At 46.6% G+C, this 13,810-nt stretch carries 15 protein-coding genes; 3 read left to right on the top strand and 12 right to left on the bottom strand.

Annotated elements, in window-relative coordinates; genetic code table 11:
* From J7K79_RS02725 to J7K79_RS02670, 12 genes are all read right to left on the bottom strand, one after another.
* On the bottom strand, positions 1-441 hold a 441-nt coding region (locus tag J7K79_RS02725; protein WP_296904913.1), incomplete at its 3' end, for a flagellar brake domain-containing protein.
* 25 nt (positions 442-466) lie between these two features.
* Positions 467-1,294: a MinD/ParA family protein gene (locus J7K79_RS02720; protein ID WP_296904911.1), complete on the bottom strand. Its 828-nt coding sequence runs from the start codon at positions 1,292-1,294 to the stop codon at positions 467-469.
* The gene (gene flhF, locus J7K79_RS02715; RefSeq protein WP_296904908.1) at positions 1,260-2,405 is read right to left on the bottom strand and encodes a flagellar biosynthesis protein FlhF; all 1,146 of its coding nucleotides are present in this window, start codon (positions 2,403-2,405) and stop codon (positions 1,260-1,262) included. Before flhF ends, J7K79_RS02720 begins: the two co-directional genes overlap by 35 nt.
* Complete coding sequence (flhA, locus tag J7K79_RS02710) at positions 2,402-4,438, bottom strand: flagellar biosynthesis protein FlhA (protein WP_296904906.1); 2,037 nt, start codon at positions 4,436-4,438, stop codon at positions 2,402-2,404. The genes flhF and flhA overlap by 4 nt, the downstream gene beginning before the upstream one ends.
* On the bottom strand, positions 4,435-5,565 hold the full coding sequence (gene flhB, locus J7K79_RS02705; protein ID WP_296904904.1) for a flagellar biosynthesis protein FlhB: 1,131 nt from the start codon (positions 5,563-5,565) through the stop codon (positions 4,435-4,437). Before flhB ends, flhA begins: the two co-directional genes overlap by 4 nt.
* On the bottom strand, positions 5,496-6,266 hold the full coding sequence (gene fliR / locus J7K79_RS02700; RefSeq protein ID WP_296904902.1) for a flagellar biosynthetic protein FliR: 771 nt from the start codon (positions 6,264-6,266) through the stop codon (positions 5,496-5,498). Before fliR ends, flhB begins: the two co-directional genes overlap by 70 nt.
* A 2-nt stretch (positions 6,267-6,268) precedes the next feature.
* Positions 6,269-7,300: an S-methyl-5-thioribose-1-phosphate isomerase gene (gene mtnA, locus J7K79_RS02695; RefSeq protein WP_296904899.1), complete on the bottom strand. Its 1,032-nt coding sequence runs from the start codon at positions 7,298-7,300 to the stop codon at positions 6,269-6,271.
* Positions 7,297-8,286, bottom strand: coding sequence for a peptidyl-prolyl cis-trans isomerase (locus J7K79_RS02690; RefSeq protein WP_296904897.1), 990 nt, complete (start codon positions 8,284-8,286; stop codon positions 7,297-7,299). The genes mtnA and J7K79_RS02690 overlap by 4 nt, the downstream gene beginning before the upstream one ends.
* Complete coding sequence (gene mazG, locus J7K79_RS02685) at positions 8,283-9,050, bottom strand: nucleoside triphosphate pyrophosphohydrolase (protein ID WP_296904895.1); 768 nt, start codon at positions 9,048-9,050, stop codon at positions 8,283-8,285. The genes J7K79_RS02690 and mazG overlap by 4 nt, the downstream gene beginning before the upstream one ends.
* Before the next feature lies 1 nt (position 9,051).
* Complete coding sequence (locus tag J7K79_RS02680; RefSeq protein WP_296904893.1) at positions 9,052-9,693, bottom strand: TIGR00153 family protein; 642 nt, start codon at positions 9,691-9,693, stop codon at positions 9,052-9,054.
* Positions 9,626-10,360 (bottom strand): ribonuclease HII, encoded by a 735-nt coding sequence (locus tag J7K79_RS02675; protein ID WP_296904891.1) that lies wholly within the window; start codon positions 10,358-10,360, stop codon positions 9,626-9,628. The genes J7K79_RS02680 and J7K79_RS02675 overlap by 68 nt, the downstream gene beginning before the upstream one ends.
* Positions 10,347-11,201 carry an ATP-dependent Clp protease proteolytic subunit gene (locus J7K79_RS02670; RefSeq protein ID WP_296904889.1) on the bottom strand — a complete coding sequence of 285 codons (855 nt, stop codon included), beginning with the start codon at positions 11,199-11,201 and terminating at the stop codon, positions 10,347-10,349. Before J7K79_RS02670 ends, J7K79_RS02675 begins: the two co-directional genes overlap by 14 nt.
* Before the next feature lie 327 nt (positions 11,202-11,528).
* Here J7K79_RS02670 and J7K79_RS02665 point away from each other — a divergent pair, with 327 nt between their 5' ends.
* The 3 genes from J7K79_RS02665 to J7K79_RS02655 all read left to right on the top strand — a co-directional run.
* A complete protein-coding gene (locus tag J7K79_RS02665) occupies positions 11,529-12,461 on the top strand; it encodes an inorganic phosphate transporter (protein WP_296904886.1) in 933 nt (310 codons plus the stop codon).
* 34 nt (positions 12,462-12,495) lie between these two features.
* Entirely contained in the window at positions 12,496-13,164 is a 669-nt protein-coding gene (locus J7K79_RS02660) for a cache domain-containing protein (RefSeq protein ID WP_296904884.1), read from the top strand.
* A gap of 87 nt (positions 13,165-13,251) precedes the next feature.
* Positions 13,252-13,810: HAMP domain-containing protein (locus J7K79_RS02655; protein WP_366932578.1), on the top strand; the 559-nt coding region annotated here is incomplete at its 3' end.

The following is a 13,810-nucleotide window of genomic DNA, read 5'->3' as shown; positions in this document are numbered from 1 at the left end:
GATGTCATTCACTACTATTAACATACCACCTGCACTGAAATCTTTCGTCACGAACCTCTTCGGTGGTTCGTCCTTGGAGGAAACCTTATAGAGTCCCTCTAAGAATATTTTTATCCTTTTGAACCTTCTTCTCTGCACTTTTCTCAGTCTGTGTGGAAACAACACTTTAGTGATGGGAAAGCCGTACTCATCTTTCCCACTCTCTAGCACGGTTGTTCTGAACATGTAGATTGCCGAGCTGTCTACGATCTTCACTGTACAACGCGTTCCACGCGGAAGAGGAACCAATCTTCCTTTGAAACTCGGCATGGAAAGGATCAAAAGATTTCTTTCGAAATCTACGTCATGGACGTTACTCTTGTATTCACCTTCGAGATCTCCTGGAGCAGAAACTTCCACAAGGACACTCTGACCAAGTCTTATCACGTCGAATGCTCTCACAAGCTCTGTATAATACTGCATTCTATCACCCTATCCCCAGCATTTGTCTAATCTTGGTCAAAAAGCTCTCTTTTTGAGCGGGTTCTCTCAAGATCTTTTCCCTGAGACCATATATCGCGAACGATGGCTGGGATCTCCGGTGATACTGAACGAACGGCTTCTGTGAGGTCACGCTCTTGTGAACCACAGGGTCTTCTTTCATCACAAAGGAGTGTTTTATCGTAAAACCAACGAATCTTTCGATGACTCTTTTCAGTCTGTCTACTGCCATTCTACCTTCCCTCATATTCTTTGCCATGTTCATGACGAGAAAAACCTCTTCCGGTGCAACCCCTTTGACGGACAGGATCTTCACCAATGTATAGGTATTTATGATGGAAGTCGGCTCCGGTGTTGTCACAAGGATAAGGAAGTCGGATTGCAAATAGAAGTTGTCCAGATTCTCGTTGTATCCCGGTGGAAAATCTACGATCAGATAATCGTATTTCTTAAGAAGTCTGGAGAAACTCTCAAAGAAACGCCTTCGGTCGCTCAGATTGAAAAGGAGAAGGTCCTCCATGTCGATCCCGAAGCTGAGGACATCCACACCATACTTTGTACTAAAAACGATGTCCTCGATTTTCATATCGGATTTGAAAAAATCTTTCAATGTCTTAGGTGCCATGAAACCAAGGAGGATCTCAACGCTTCCAAACCCCACGTCCACATCAAGCAAAAGTACGCTTGCTCCTTTTTCTTTCAATGCCAGAGCAAGGTTGACCGCTATCACAGATTTTCCCACACCACCTTTTCCGCTGAGCACACTCACTATGTTTGGTTCACTTTTCCTGAGATGTTCCGCCTGATCCGGCACAGTTCAACACCTCACCGGTTACAATCCTCGCGAGTTCCACGGAATTCGCTGCAAATATATCGTCTGGCACCCTCTGGCCGTTGGTCACAAAAGCGATCGGAATATCGGTGATTTCGGAGATGTTCACAAAAGTACCGTAAACGGATGTTTCGTCCATTTTTGTGAGAACCAGGTGTGTGGGTCTCACCACAGAGAATTTTTCCAAGATCCTCTTCATGTCGTCGAGTTTGTAGTTCATTGCGACAACTAGAAACGTGACGTCCGGTTTCACAGCCTCCGCCAGGGCTTTGACTTCGCTCATTTGAAGATCATTCTGATGGCTCCTTCCGGCAGTGTCGATGAGTAGAACGTCGTAATCTCTCAGCGCCATCATCTCGTATTCTGCTTCTTTTGGAGTGTATGCGATCTTCATAGGAATATCCATTATTTCTGCGTACGTTTTCAACTGCTCGGCTGCCGCTATTCTGTAGGTGTCCAGCGTGAGTATCGCCACACGCTTTTTTTCTTCTATTTTGAACCTCGCGGCGAGTTTCGCGAGGGTCGTCGTCTTCCCAACCCCAGTTGTGCCGACGAAGAGAACCCTCGTATTTTCGAAATCTGGTACCTTCGTTCTTATGATATAGGAGAACTGCTCAGAGAGCACTTTAAAGGCTTCTCTCGAACTGGGGTCCAAGTCACCGAATTTCATCTTCAAAAATTCCACTATTTTGTACCTGATGTCTGGTATTATCTCCTGTTTTTCCATACCATACGAAATCCTCGACAGTCCCTCTGGGAGGGCCTGACTCTTTTCCTTCACAAGAATCTGTTTGATCTCGCTTATGGTCCTCTTTATTTCATCAAACTCGTCTTTAATATTATCGTCCAAACTTCGCTTGTTCTTTATCAAAATCTCCTGAAGCTTGTAAGTAGAAGAGTTCTCTTCCCTCTTTTTTTCATCCTTCTCGTCCACGGCAGCAGTTATCTCGAAGTACGTTTTTCCACCTATCCCGAAGAAACCACCTTTTTTTATCCGGCGAGAACTCAGGATAACAGCATTATCCCCAAGCTCTCTTTTTATCATCATCATTGCCTCTCTAATACTCTCGGCAACGTATTTTTTTATTTTCACAGTTTCACCACGCCTTCAATCTGGAGAGTATAATCGTCCGGAATTTCATCGTAAGAGATCACGAAAACACCCGGAACCCTTCTTGTCACGTACCTGGAAAAATACGGTCTAATGTTGGAAGAACAGATTATAACTGGTTGATATCCTTTTTTCATCAGATCTCCCAGTGCGGCTGATATTTTGTTCATGAGCTCTCTAGATACTTCTGGGTTCAAGAGAAGTTCCCTCTCTTCACCCACTTCCTTTACCGATTCAGAGAGCTTCTGCTCCAGTTCCCTTTCGAGAACCACCGCGTGTATTTTACCGTCATCGGAGCGCACCTGAGAAGCGATCTGCCTCCTCAGAGCTTTTCTCACACTCTCCACCAGATAATCTATATCTTTACTCCTTTCTGCACTTTCCAGAAGTGTTTCAAAAATGGTTGGAAGGTTTCGGATGGAAACGCCTTCTTTCAAGAGTCTCTGCAAGATCTTTTTGACCTCAGCGGGTTTTAAGACATCTGGTATGAGGTCTTCCACCAACTTCGGGAACTTTTCTTTCAGACCTTCAGTGAGGAGCTCGAACTCTTTGAATCCAAGCAGCTCATCGGCGTGTCTTCTCAGTACTTCAGAAAGATGCGTGGCGAAGACGGTGGGAGGATCTACCACGGTGTAACCTTTCTGTTGGGCTTCTTCCTTTCTCCATTCCTCTATCCAGTACGCTTCAAGATTGAAAGCAGGTTCTTTGGTTGGTATACCAGGTATCTTCTCCTCGGCAGTTCCAGGGTTTATGGCAAGCAGTCTGTTCGGAACCAGTTCGTAACGGGTGACTTCACTTCCTCTTATTTTTATAGAGTACTCATTCGGCTTCAGAAGGACACTATCTCTCACCCTGATGGGGGAAACTACAATTCCCAGTTCGAAAGCAAGCTGTTTCCTTATGGAAGTGATTCTGTCGAGAAGATCGCCACCTTGGGATGGATCAGCAAGGGGAATCAAGCCATATCCGATCTCCACTTCCACGGTGTCACTCTGTATCACCTCAGCCACTTCTTCGGGAGTTGACAGGACAGGGCCACTCGGTCTTTCCGCAGGTGATGGACCTGCGAGCTCCTCCTGAGGAACGGCCCTTGAGGCATAAACCGCAAGCAAGATCAGTGCTCCTCCCAGGAGTGCACTGAAGAACGGAATGGGAGTGAAAAGCCCCAGGAAGATCAAAACACTGCCTGTGAGGATGATTACCTTTGTCTCACGGGAGAGTTCAGATACCAGATCTTTCCCGAGATTCTCCTTCGATGCCGCCCTGGACACGATAATGCCGGTTGCCGTGGAAACCAGTAATGCAGGTATCTGAGCAGCAAGCCCGTCTCCTACTGTGAGGATCACGTATTCCTGGGCCGCCTCCCCTAGGCTCATTCCATGTCTCAGCACACCGATGAGGAGCCCGCCAACTATGTTGATGAAGACGATTATGATACTCGCTATGGCATCTCCCCTTACGAACTTGCTTGCACCGTCCATAGCACCGTAGAAGTCAGCTTCCCTTCTTATTTCCTCTCGCCTTTTCCTTGCTTCTTCTTCCGTAATCAACCCACTGTTCAAGTCCGCATCCACACTCATCTGTTTTCCAGGCATAGCATCGAGAGTAAACCTTGCCGCTACTTCTGCTATCCTCTCGGCACCCCTCGTGATGACCACGAACTGGATGATAACCAGTATCAAGAACACTATCAATCCCACAACGTAGTCCCCTCTAACCACAAAGTCACCGAAAGTCCTGATGACTCTACCTTGGAACTGTGGTCCTTCCAGAAGGATGAGCCTCGTCGAAGCTACGTTGAGTCCCAACCTGAAGAGTGTAACAACAAGAAGCAAGGTGGGAAAAGAAGAAAGCTCCAGGGCGTTTCTTATGTACATGGTGGAAAAGAGAATTATCATCGAAAGAGTTATGTTGAGAATTTGGAAGAAGTCCAGCATCCTATCCGGAATTGGCAATATCATCAGGAGCACAATGGCCACTATCATGAGGGAGACGGCGATGTCCACATTTTTCAAATTCTCACCCCTTTTCTCGTATAGACATAAACGAGTATCTCCGCTACTATCTTGTAAAATTCTGTCGGTATCTCCTCACCTATTTCTACTCTGTAGTACAAGGTTCGAGCGAGGGAAGGATTTCTCACGATTGCAACACCATTTTCTTTTGCGATTTCGATGATCTTCAGGGCCAGATGGTCCACACCCTTTGCCACCACGGTCGGTGCGTTCATTGTGTCGGGATTGTACTTCAGAGCAACGGCAAAGTGCGTTGGGTTGGTGATCACGACGTCCGCTTTGGGAACTTCCTCCATCATCCTCCTTCGTAGGATATCATACATCATCTGTCTTTGCCTTCGCTTCACCTCAGGGTTTCCCTCGACTTCTTTGAGCTCGTCCTTCACTTCCTGTTTTGTCATTCGAATGCTCTTTTCGTAGTCCCACCTCTGGTAAATATAGTCGAACACAGCCAGTGCGAGAAGAGCTATACCGCTCTTCAAAAAGACTTCAGATGCCACGTCCCAGAGATTTAGAAAAGCATCCTCCACGTCCATCTCGCTGAGAAGAGCCATCTCGTACCACCGATCTTTCAACACCTGATAAACGATAATACTGATGACTCCTACTTTCATAACAGCTTTCAAAAGTTCAACAACGGACCTCAGAGAAAACAATCTTTTGAAACCTTCCACCGGGTTTATCCTGTTCAGATCCGGCTTGAGAGTCTTGGGAGCAAAGAGAAACCTCGTCTGAATTGCCCCCACCAGAACACCGGTGGCCATGGTGAGAGACATGAGTCCTCCAAGCATCAGGAGAACATCTTTGAAATATCCAAGGACACCTGAAAGGTCTTCTGCTTTCTCGAAAGAAGGGAAAGAAAGGAAGGTGTTGACATCCTGTGCGATATGCAGGATCCCCTGCGACCCAAATGTTTTCAGAGCGATGGCGAATATGAGGAAAGTAACAGCCATGTTGAGTTCTCTCGAAACGGGAACTCGTCCTTCTTCTCTTACTCTTCTTCTTTTTCTCGGAGTGGCGCGCTCTGTTCGTTCGGCTTCAGCGAACAGCAGAGGAACTATTTCCCAAGAAGCTCTTGAATAGCGTTCCAGGCAAGATTTGAGATCCTCTGAGCCATATCCGCCCATATCGGCAACATCCCCAAGATCAGAATAAAACCTATCATCACCTTCAAAGGCAGCCCAACCATGAAAACATTCATCTGCGGAATGAGTCTGGAAACGATTCCCAGTACGATGCTCACGATGAGCATGAACGCGATGATGGGAACTCCGATCTTCAAGATCATCACGAAGAACTCGTTCGACCTCTCCACGATGTAGGAGAAGAAATCTCCTCTTAAGTTCACAAGATCTACGGGAAACACCTTCAAAGAGTCTTTCAGTCCCTCAAAAATCAAGAGTGGTCCTTTTATGAGTACAAAGACGGTGAGGGCCAGAAAGTATATCAGCTCCCCTGTAGGGTTCGTCTGCTCTTCCCCGAACGCGAGCATTTCTTCCATCCCGAATCCCATCTGAAAACCGAAAATGTAACCTGCTCCGTTGAACGCTTGAAGAAAAAGGTACACGACGAATCCAATCCCAAAACCCACCAGGAAGTTGAACAGCAGATTCAGAGTCAAGGTCAACACCGGTGTATCAAGCGGCAAGCTCATCTCCGATGAGAGGAGTGTCAACCAACTCGTGAAGAGTGCGAGGAAAACTTTCACAACAACCGGGAAAGCCCTTTCGGAGAAGAAGGGAGCGATCACGAAGAAACCTGTGAACCTTGTGAACAAACACATCCACGCGAGAAACTTTTCCTCCAAGAAAGTGAATATCTGATCCAAGGTTACACCTCGAGGATCTTCTTTATGTTCTCCTCAAAAGGCGGTCTGATAACCCCTTTTTCTGTTATGATCGCTGTTATCAGAGAGTTCTCCGTAACATCGAAAGCTGGGTTTAAAACCTTTACCCCCTCCGGTGCGATCCTGCTTCCACCGCAGTGAGTTACTTCTTCTGCTCTCCTTTCCTCTATCGGTATTTCGTCACCGCTTTTTATCGTTGGGTCTATCGTTGAAGTAGGAGCTGCTACGTAAAAGGGGACGCTGTTTCTTCTTGCAAGAACGGCGAGCGAGTAAGTTCCTATTTTATTCGCGGTGTCCCCGTTCAAGGCTATTCTGTCCGCTCCCACGACCACGGCGTCTATCATCCCTCTTTTCATGAGCCATCCTGCCATGTTGTCCGTTATGACATAAACTTCTATGCCATCTTTCATGAGCTCCCAGGCAGTGAGCCTTGCTCCTTGGAGGTAGGGACGCGTCTCGTCGGCGAATATTCTCACACGTTTGCCGGATTCCACGGCAGCCCTTATCACTCCGAGGGCTGTGCCGTAATCCACCGTCGCCAGGGCTCCCGCGTTGCAATGGGTAAGGATGGTCGAACCGTCTTCTATGAGTTCTGCTCCGTTCCTACCAATTGCTCTGTTCGTTTCTATATCCTCATACGCTATTTTCAGGGCTTCTTCCTCGAGAATCTCTCCGAGATTTTCGTTCTTGAGGTTTTCGAAAAAAACTTTTTCCATCCTATCCAAGGCCCAGAATAGATTCACAGCCGTGGGCCTCGTTCTGGAGAGAGTCTCTTTCACCTGCTTCATCCATTCTTTTGTGTCACCATTTTTGTGTTCTCTAAAGCCCAGCACATAACCGAAGGCGGCTGCAACTCCTATAGCAGGGGCCCCTCTGACTATCATCTCCTTTATCGCATGGGCAACCTCTTCATGTGTCCTGCATTCTACGTACTTTTCGATGAAGGGAAGTTTTCTCTGGTCCAGCAATCTCAGTGAATTCCCCGTCCACTCCATCGTCTTTGTTTTCAGTCTCACTGAACATTCCCCCCAAGTTTTATCTCTATCTGGCTGTTCTTCTTGAAGTCTTCGAACACCTTGTTGAACCAATCTTTCCACAACTGAGACCTTTTGTCCGAAAGCAGTTTGTTGACGATCTCTTCCTTCACTTCATCGAAACTCTTATAGGAGGTTGCTCTCTTTTCAACTATCTTGTAAAGTACGAATCCACCTTTTGATTCAAACGGACCGAGTATGGCTCCCTCCGGTGCATCGAAGATAACACTTTCTATGTCTTTCTCCAGTTTTCCTTCTTCGATCCATCCCAAGTCTCCTCCAGTTGCCACCTTGGTAGCGACCTCGAGGAAATCTTCTCCCTTTCTAATCCTCGAGAGAGCCTCGTCGATCTTGTCTTTTTCCTTGGCAGTGATTCTGTAGAGATGAACGGCTGCGGGTATCCTGTATGTTTCTTTGTTCTGATCATAGTAATTCTGAGCTTCTTCGAGGGTCACGGTTGCATTTTCGGTGATCTTCTCCTGAAGCCTCTGAAGCGAGAGCTGGGTTTTCATGTGCCAACTGAGACGCTTTTTGAACGTTTCAAGATCACCATAACCTGCACTCCGCAGGAATTTGTCCAGGTCTTCAAGAGTTATACCCATCGATTCTACGGTTTCTTTGAGCCTTCTCTCAACCTCCGTGTTCACTTCTTCATCTGTTACACCAACACCTTCTCTTTCTGCAAGCTGCTGAACAATAAGATCATCGATCAAAGAGTTCAGAACCTCCAGTTTGTATTTCAAAAGCAGTTTCAGCCCTTCCTCGGTTTCCGTGAGAACGTCGAAGAATCTCATATCGATCTGTGCGACACTCTTGAGGATGCCGTCCACGTCCGCTTCAAGCTCAAGAAGATCCGCAGTGATCGATTCACCGTTGACAATGGCAACCACCGTACTGGAGGTGGTTGTTGCCTGTGAAAAGAAAGTGACCGTCGCTAACAAAAGGGTTATGAAGAAAGCCTTTTTCATTCCTCATCTCCTCCTTTCGCCTTCTTCCAATATTCATCCAGCTCTTCGGAAGGCAATTCCTCCAGCACCAGTCCGTCCCTCTCTATCAGTTCTTCCATCTTCCTGAATCTTTCTACGAACTTCCTGGTGGCTTTTCTGAGGGCAGATTCAGGATCGACCTTTAAGAACCTAGACAAATTGACTATGGAGAAGAGAAGATCACCAAGTTCCTCCTCTACTTCACCTGTGTTTTTTGCCTTTTTGAGTTCTTCCAGTTCTTCTTCTATTTTTTCGTACACCCCGTCGATATCGTTCCAATCGAATCCTACCTGTGCAGCGTTTTCCTGTATTCTTCTCGCCATGGAGAGGGCGGGAACAAGAGGGTTTATCTCTCCAACTCTTGATGATCTCTCCTTTCCCTTCTCCCGAGCTTTTATGTCTTCCCATTGTTTATAGGAGTACCCTGGACTGTTTCCAAAAACATGGGGATGACGTCTGACAAGCTTGGAGTTGAGATGTTCAACCACATCGTCTATGGAGAAAGCCTTTCTTTCTTTTGCAATCTGGGAATGAAACACCACCTGGAGTAAAACATCTCCGAGTTCTTCTTCCATCATTTCGTCATCCTTCTTATCAATCGCTTCGATCAGCTCGTAACATTCCTCGATGAGATAAGGTTTCAGGCTCTCATGGGTTTGTTTTCTGTCCCACTCGCAACCTTTTGGAGAGCGAAGCTTCTCCATGAGGGATACGAGCTCTTCAAAAAGCTTGCCAGTTTTTCCCATGTTAGAACCTCCTCTTCAAGAGCACGATCTCCACCCTGTCAGAGACGTCTTCTGTCCTGTCTGCGATATCTCCTATACTTCTGATGATCTCTTTTGCTTCGAGCTTTGTGCATTTGTCAGTTTCCATCTCAAAGAGCTTTCTCAGCGCCTCTCTTTCCACCAGATCTTCCTCGTGCTCATACCTTTCAACTTCTAGAACGTAATCTCCCACCTTGTCCAATTCTTCAAAGAGATATTTCAACGCCATTTTCAGTGATTTGAAAGCCTTCAGAGAGTAATCCATCTGTTTCAGGATGAGATCTCTTATCTCTGAAGGAATCCCAGGTTTCTGGAGAACCAGAATATCCGCTACGTATTCCGCCTTGTTCGCAACTTTGTCCAGGGACTCTATCAACCCTAGAAGGTCTCCGCGAAAGTTCGGCAAGAAGGCACCGCTGTACATCTCCAACTCGGTTTTCCTTCTGAGCCTGTCCGCTTCGCTCTCCAGCCTTTGAGCACGCTGATAAAGAATGTCGATCTCGTCCGATCCTTCCAAGAAGTTTTTCAACAAATTGAACACGCATACCAGCGTTTCTTCAACTTTGTCCACGTGTTTGAAAAAGAGTGAAATTATGTCTGACTCTTTTTTGCCCGAGAACCACACCTTCTCTCGCCTCCAGAAGACTCAATATTCTATCAAAACGTTCCTTTGAAATGAGTTTCTTTTCCAGGAAGTCCACGAGCCTTTCTTTGGAAAGATTCTCCAGAACTGGTTTAAAGCTCATTCTGTGAACAGGAAGGACTCCATGGAGACGGATCTCATTCAGGTGATCTTTTGTGGCGTAACCTTTGTGTCTGTGAAAGGAAAATTGGGGGTACAGATCGTGTAATTTCTCCATCAGTCTGTCTCTGACCACCTTAGCAATGATCGATGCCGCTCCTATAAGCTTGCTCTTCTTGTCACCTCCAACTAAACAGGCGCCAGGAGCGTTCAACTCAATGCCCTTCCCATCGACGATCACGAAAGAAGGTCTCACAGAAAGATTCTCCAAAGCCCGATTCATCGCGAGCCTTGTGGCCTTGAATATGTTCTGCAGATCTATCTCCTCTGGTGTGGCCATACCGATCCCAATAACCGCTTTTTCTATTATCTCATTGAACAGCCTTTCTCTCATTTTCGGTGTGAGTTGTTTAGAGTCGTACACACCCTCTATATCGTACTCCAAGACAACAGCGGCAGCTACAACTGGCCCTGCCAAACATCCTCTACCGGCTTCGTCTATTCCCGCAACTAGACCGTATTCTTCTCTGTAGAAATCATCTATCTTCACCGCGTGTTTCCCTTCCTTTGTAGTAAGGAGCTGGAACGTAGCTGACAGAAGGTCTCTTCGGCTCGGACTGTTTGTAGAGATCCATCAGATCGTACACTTCCTGAGGCATGTTGGTACTCACCTGTAAACCGATTTCCTTCAATTTGTCAACAGTCAAGGGATAATCATGGGTCCAATTTCCCTCACAGAGTTTTTCAGCTACCTCCCTTACTTTCTCCTCCGGTAGTTTGTCCTTCAAAATTTCAGTAACAAACTCCTTTATCTGTTTTATTGCCTTCTCAGCGATGTCCGCCAGGATCAAGGTTTGATCATCAACTTCGTTCACGTCTTTCTTTCTGACGGCAGCGAGGATAGAAGGCGCAGGCATGTTCCCAATCTGGGGATCGAGAGGTCCCAAGACAGCGTTTTCATCCATGACGACTTCATCCGCTGCGAGCGCTATCAGAGTTCCCCCGGACATGGCGTAGTGTGGAACGAAAACAGTAACTTTTCCTTTGTGCTTTTTCAGGGCTCTCGCTATCTGTTCTGCCGCCAGGACCAGCCCTCCTGGAGTGTGGACTATCAGATCTATAGGCATGTCTTCCGGAGTTAGCTTTATCGCTCTCAAAACCTCTTCGGAGTCTTCTATATCTATGTAACGTCTCATCGGGAAACCAAGGAAACTGATGGATTCTGTTCTGTGAATGAGGGTGATCACACGGCTGTTTCTCTTCCTTTCGAGGGTTCTTATCAAGGCCTCTCTCGCTGACTTGAGAGCAGAATTCTTCAGGAAAGGGATGATGAGAGAAAAAATGAGAAGCATCCAAAATATCTGGAAGATCAGAGTGCCAATGTCCGACACACTCAACACCTCCTGAGATTCATCGTGTACAATTCTATCACAGCTTAGCATAAAAAAATGCGGGCTCTTTCGAGCCCGCCAAAGCCGTGGGGGGTGTATCTCAAGGGGGATAGGGGGGTCAACTTTCATTCTCCAGTCTTCATTGTAAATGTAACAGGTTAAGAGAACATTCTAATTTCTTTCCTAAATGGGTACCACACTTTTAAAATAATGTGAAGGTCTGTCAAGAAATTCCTAGGTTCCTCCATACGTGTGACTCCTGTGCTGTCACAACGGTTCAAAGTGATACAATAAGAAAACATGGAATCAATTTTTGGAGGGAGAAACATGTTGGTGTACCTTCTTCCATCGCTTTTCCTTGGATGGTCACTCGGTGCCAACGATGCCGCTAACATCTTTGGACCTTTCGTGGGATCCGGCCTCACCCCATACAGGAAGGCCACAATTGTAGCATCCATTTTCGTTGTGCTTGGAGCGGTGATAGGCGGAGCCAAGGGGCTTCAGAACATAGGTTCTCTCAGTGCTTCCAATCTGGCCGCTTCCAGTATTTCTGTTCTCTGTGGTGCTCTTACCGTGACGATCATGACGAAGTTTGGAATACCGGTTTCCACATCCCAGGCAGTGGTTGGAGGAATAGTGGGGGCAAACCTTTCCATGATGGGAATCCAGGGACTCGATTTTCCTGCTCTGTTGAAGATATTCGTTGTGTGGTTTCTAACACCAACAGGGGCACTGGTTTTAAGTCTGATCTTTTACCCGATGCTCTCGTACATCTTCCGTAAGATTCCCAACGTTCAAATGCAGGATAGGGTCATAAAAGTTTTTGCATGGATTTTTGGGGCGTACGGTGCGTTCTCACTCGGTGCGAACAACGTTGCGAACGTAACGGGAGTATTTGTAGGAAAGCTTCTCAACATAAAACAAGCGGCTCTTCTTGGTGGTATTAGTATTGCTTTCGGTATTCTCACTTATAGCAAAAATGTAATGATGACCGTCGGCAAAAAATTAATAGAATTAGATCATTTTACATCCATCGTGGCGGTTCTTTCTCAGGCTGTAACGGTGTGGTTTTTCAGTTTGGTGGGAATACCTGTCTCCTCCTCTCAGGCTATTGTGGGAGCTGTTTTGGGAACCGGATACGCAAGAGGAATGAAATTAGGGAACAAGAAAGTTTTAATCAGAATTCTGAGTGGCTGGTTTCTTACCCCCACTATCTCTGGTATCTTCTCTTTTTTTCTGAGTGAATTTTTGATAAAATAACAGGCGATAAAATCACATCCGGGAGGTAGATTCTATGACGCTGCGTATGAAGGTTTTTGTGATCATAGGAGTTGTCCTGATAGGTCTTCTTGTTAGTTTCTATCTAATCTATCAGAGTGTTTCCGGTGCCGTCGTTGAGACGGTTAAAAAGAACGCGGAGGTTCAAGTCGATGTTCTTTCCAATTACTTTGACGAAAAAATGAACAAGTACGTAGAAAAAGCGCGTGACTTGACACAGTCGATGGAAGCACAACTCCTGGACGTCTACTCCATTGCTTCGAACATGCTTAAAATGCTGGAAGAGGCTTCTGACACACTCCTTGCTGGCCTTGCCTTCGAGGAGATGACCGGCTCTGGCTATATCGCCACAGTAGATGGCTTGAAACAGTTCGACAAGTCTTCGGATATCTTTCAAAGGTACATGAGTCTTTTGAAAGAATCCAGTGAGGATTATCTCGCCTTTCCGGAAACATTCGATGGCAAACCTTCCCTCGTCATCCTCGCTCCACTCGGGGCTTACGGAGCAGGGACTCTTGGTGGTGTCGGATACGTGATCGACCTTTCCCCGGGAAAGGCCTTCTGGAGCACAGTAGTCAATGGTGGAAAACTTGGTGAAAGTGGTTACGGCATACTAGTATCCGGGGAAGGGAAAATACTTATTCACAGGGACATGGGGAACTTTTTGAAAGAAGTGAAGGAATGAGGGGGGTTCGAGGAGGCATATCAGGAGGCGAAGGAGGGGGGAGAGAAGTACATAGAGTACGAATACAACGGTGAGAAGAAATACACGGTGTGGGCGAAAGTACCGGGGTATGACCTCTACATTTTCTCGACGGGGTACAAAGAAGAACTACTTTCAGAGGGGAGGAAGGCGACATATGGTACGATAGTGACATACGTGGTATTTGGGGGAGTGATCTTTGGGGTACTTTTGATTTCGATGATGCCGATAGTGAAGAGGATGAAAGAGCAGGTAGAGAGAGTGAAGAGATTTGGGGAGGGGGACCTGACGGTAGAGTTTGAGGTGAGAGGGAAAGACGAGCTGACGCAGGTAGAGGAGCGTTTGAAAGAAGTGAAGGAATTAAGGGGGTTCGAGGAGGCATATCAGGAGGCGAAGGAGGGGGGGGAGAAGTACATAGAGTACGAATACAACGGTGAGAAGAAATACACGGTGTGGGCAAAAGTACCGGGGTATGACCTCTACATTTTCTCGACGGGGTACAAAGAAGAACTACTTTCAGAGGGGAGGAAAGCGACATATGGTACGATAGTGACATACGTGGTATTTGGGGGAGTGATCTTTGGGGTACTTTTGATTTCGATGATGCCGATAGTGAAGAGGATGAAAG

It is taken from the genome of Thermotoga sp. (assembly GCF_021162145.1).
Classification (GTDB): domain Bacteria; phylum Thermotogota; class Thermotogae; order Thermotogales; family Thermotogaceae; genus Thermotoga.
The sequence above is the reverse complement of the archived record's forward strand: the minus strand, read 5'-3'. Positions and strand labels throughout refer to the sequence as shown.

Excerpts from the sequence above, each read along its gene's own strand:
- flhB (WP_296904904.1), bottom strand. The coding sequence starts at position 5,565 with ATGGGCGGATATGGCTCAGAGGATCTCAAATCTTGCCTGGAACGCTAT.
- J7K79_RS02690 (WP_296904897.1), bottom strand. The coding sequence starts at position 8,286 with ATGAAAAAGGCTTTCTTCATAACCCTTTTGTTAGCGACGGTCACTTTC.
- mazG (WP_296904895.1), bottom strand. The coding sequence starts at position 9,050 with ATGGGAAAAACTGGCAAGCTTTTTGAAGAGCTCGTATCCCTCATGGAG.
- J7K79_RS02665 (WP_296904886.1), top strand. The coding sequence starts at position 11,529 with ATGTTGGTGTACCTTCTTCCATCGCTTTTCCTTGGATGGTCACTCGGT.
- J7K79_RS02660 (WP_296904884.1), top strand. The coding sequence starts at position 12,496 with ATGACGCTGCGTATGAAGGTTTTTGTGATCATAGGAGTTGTCCTGATA.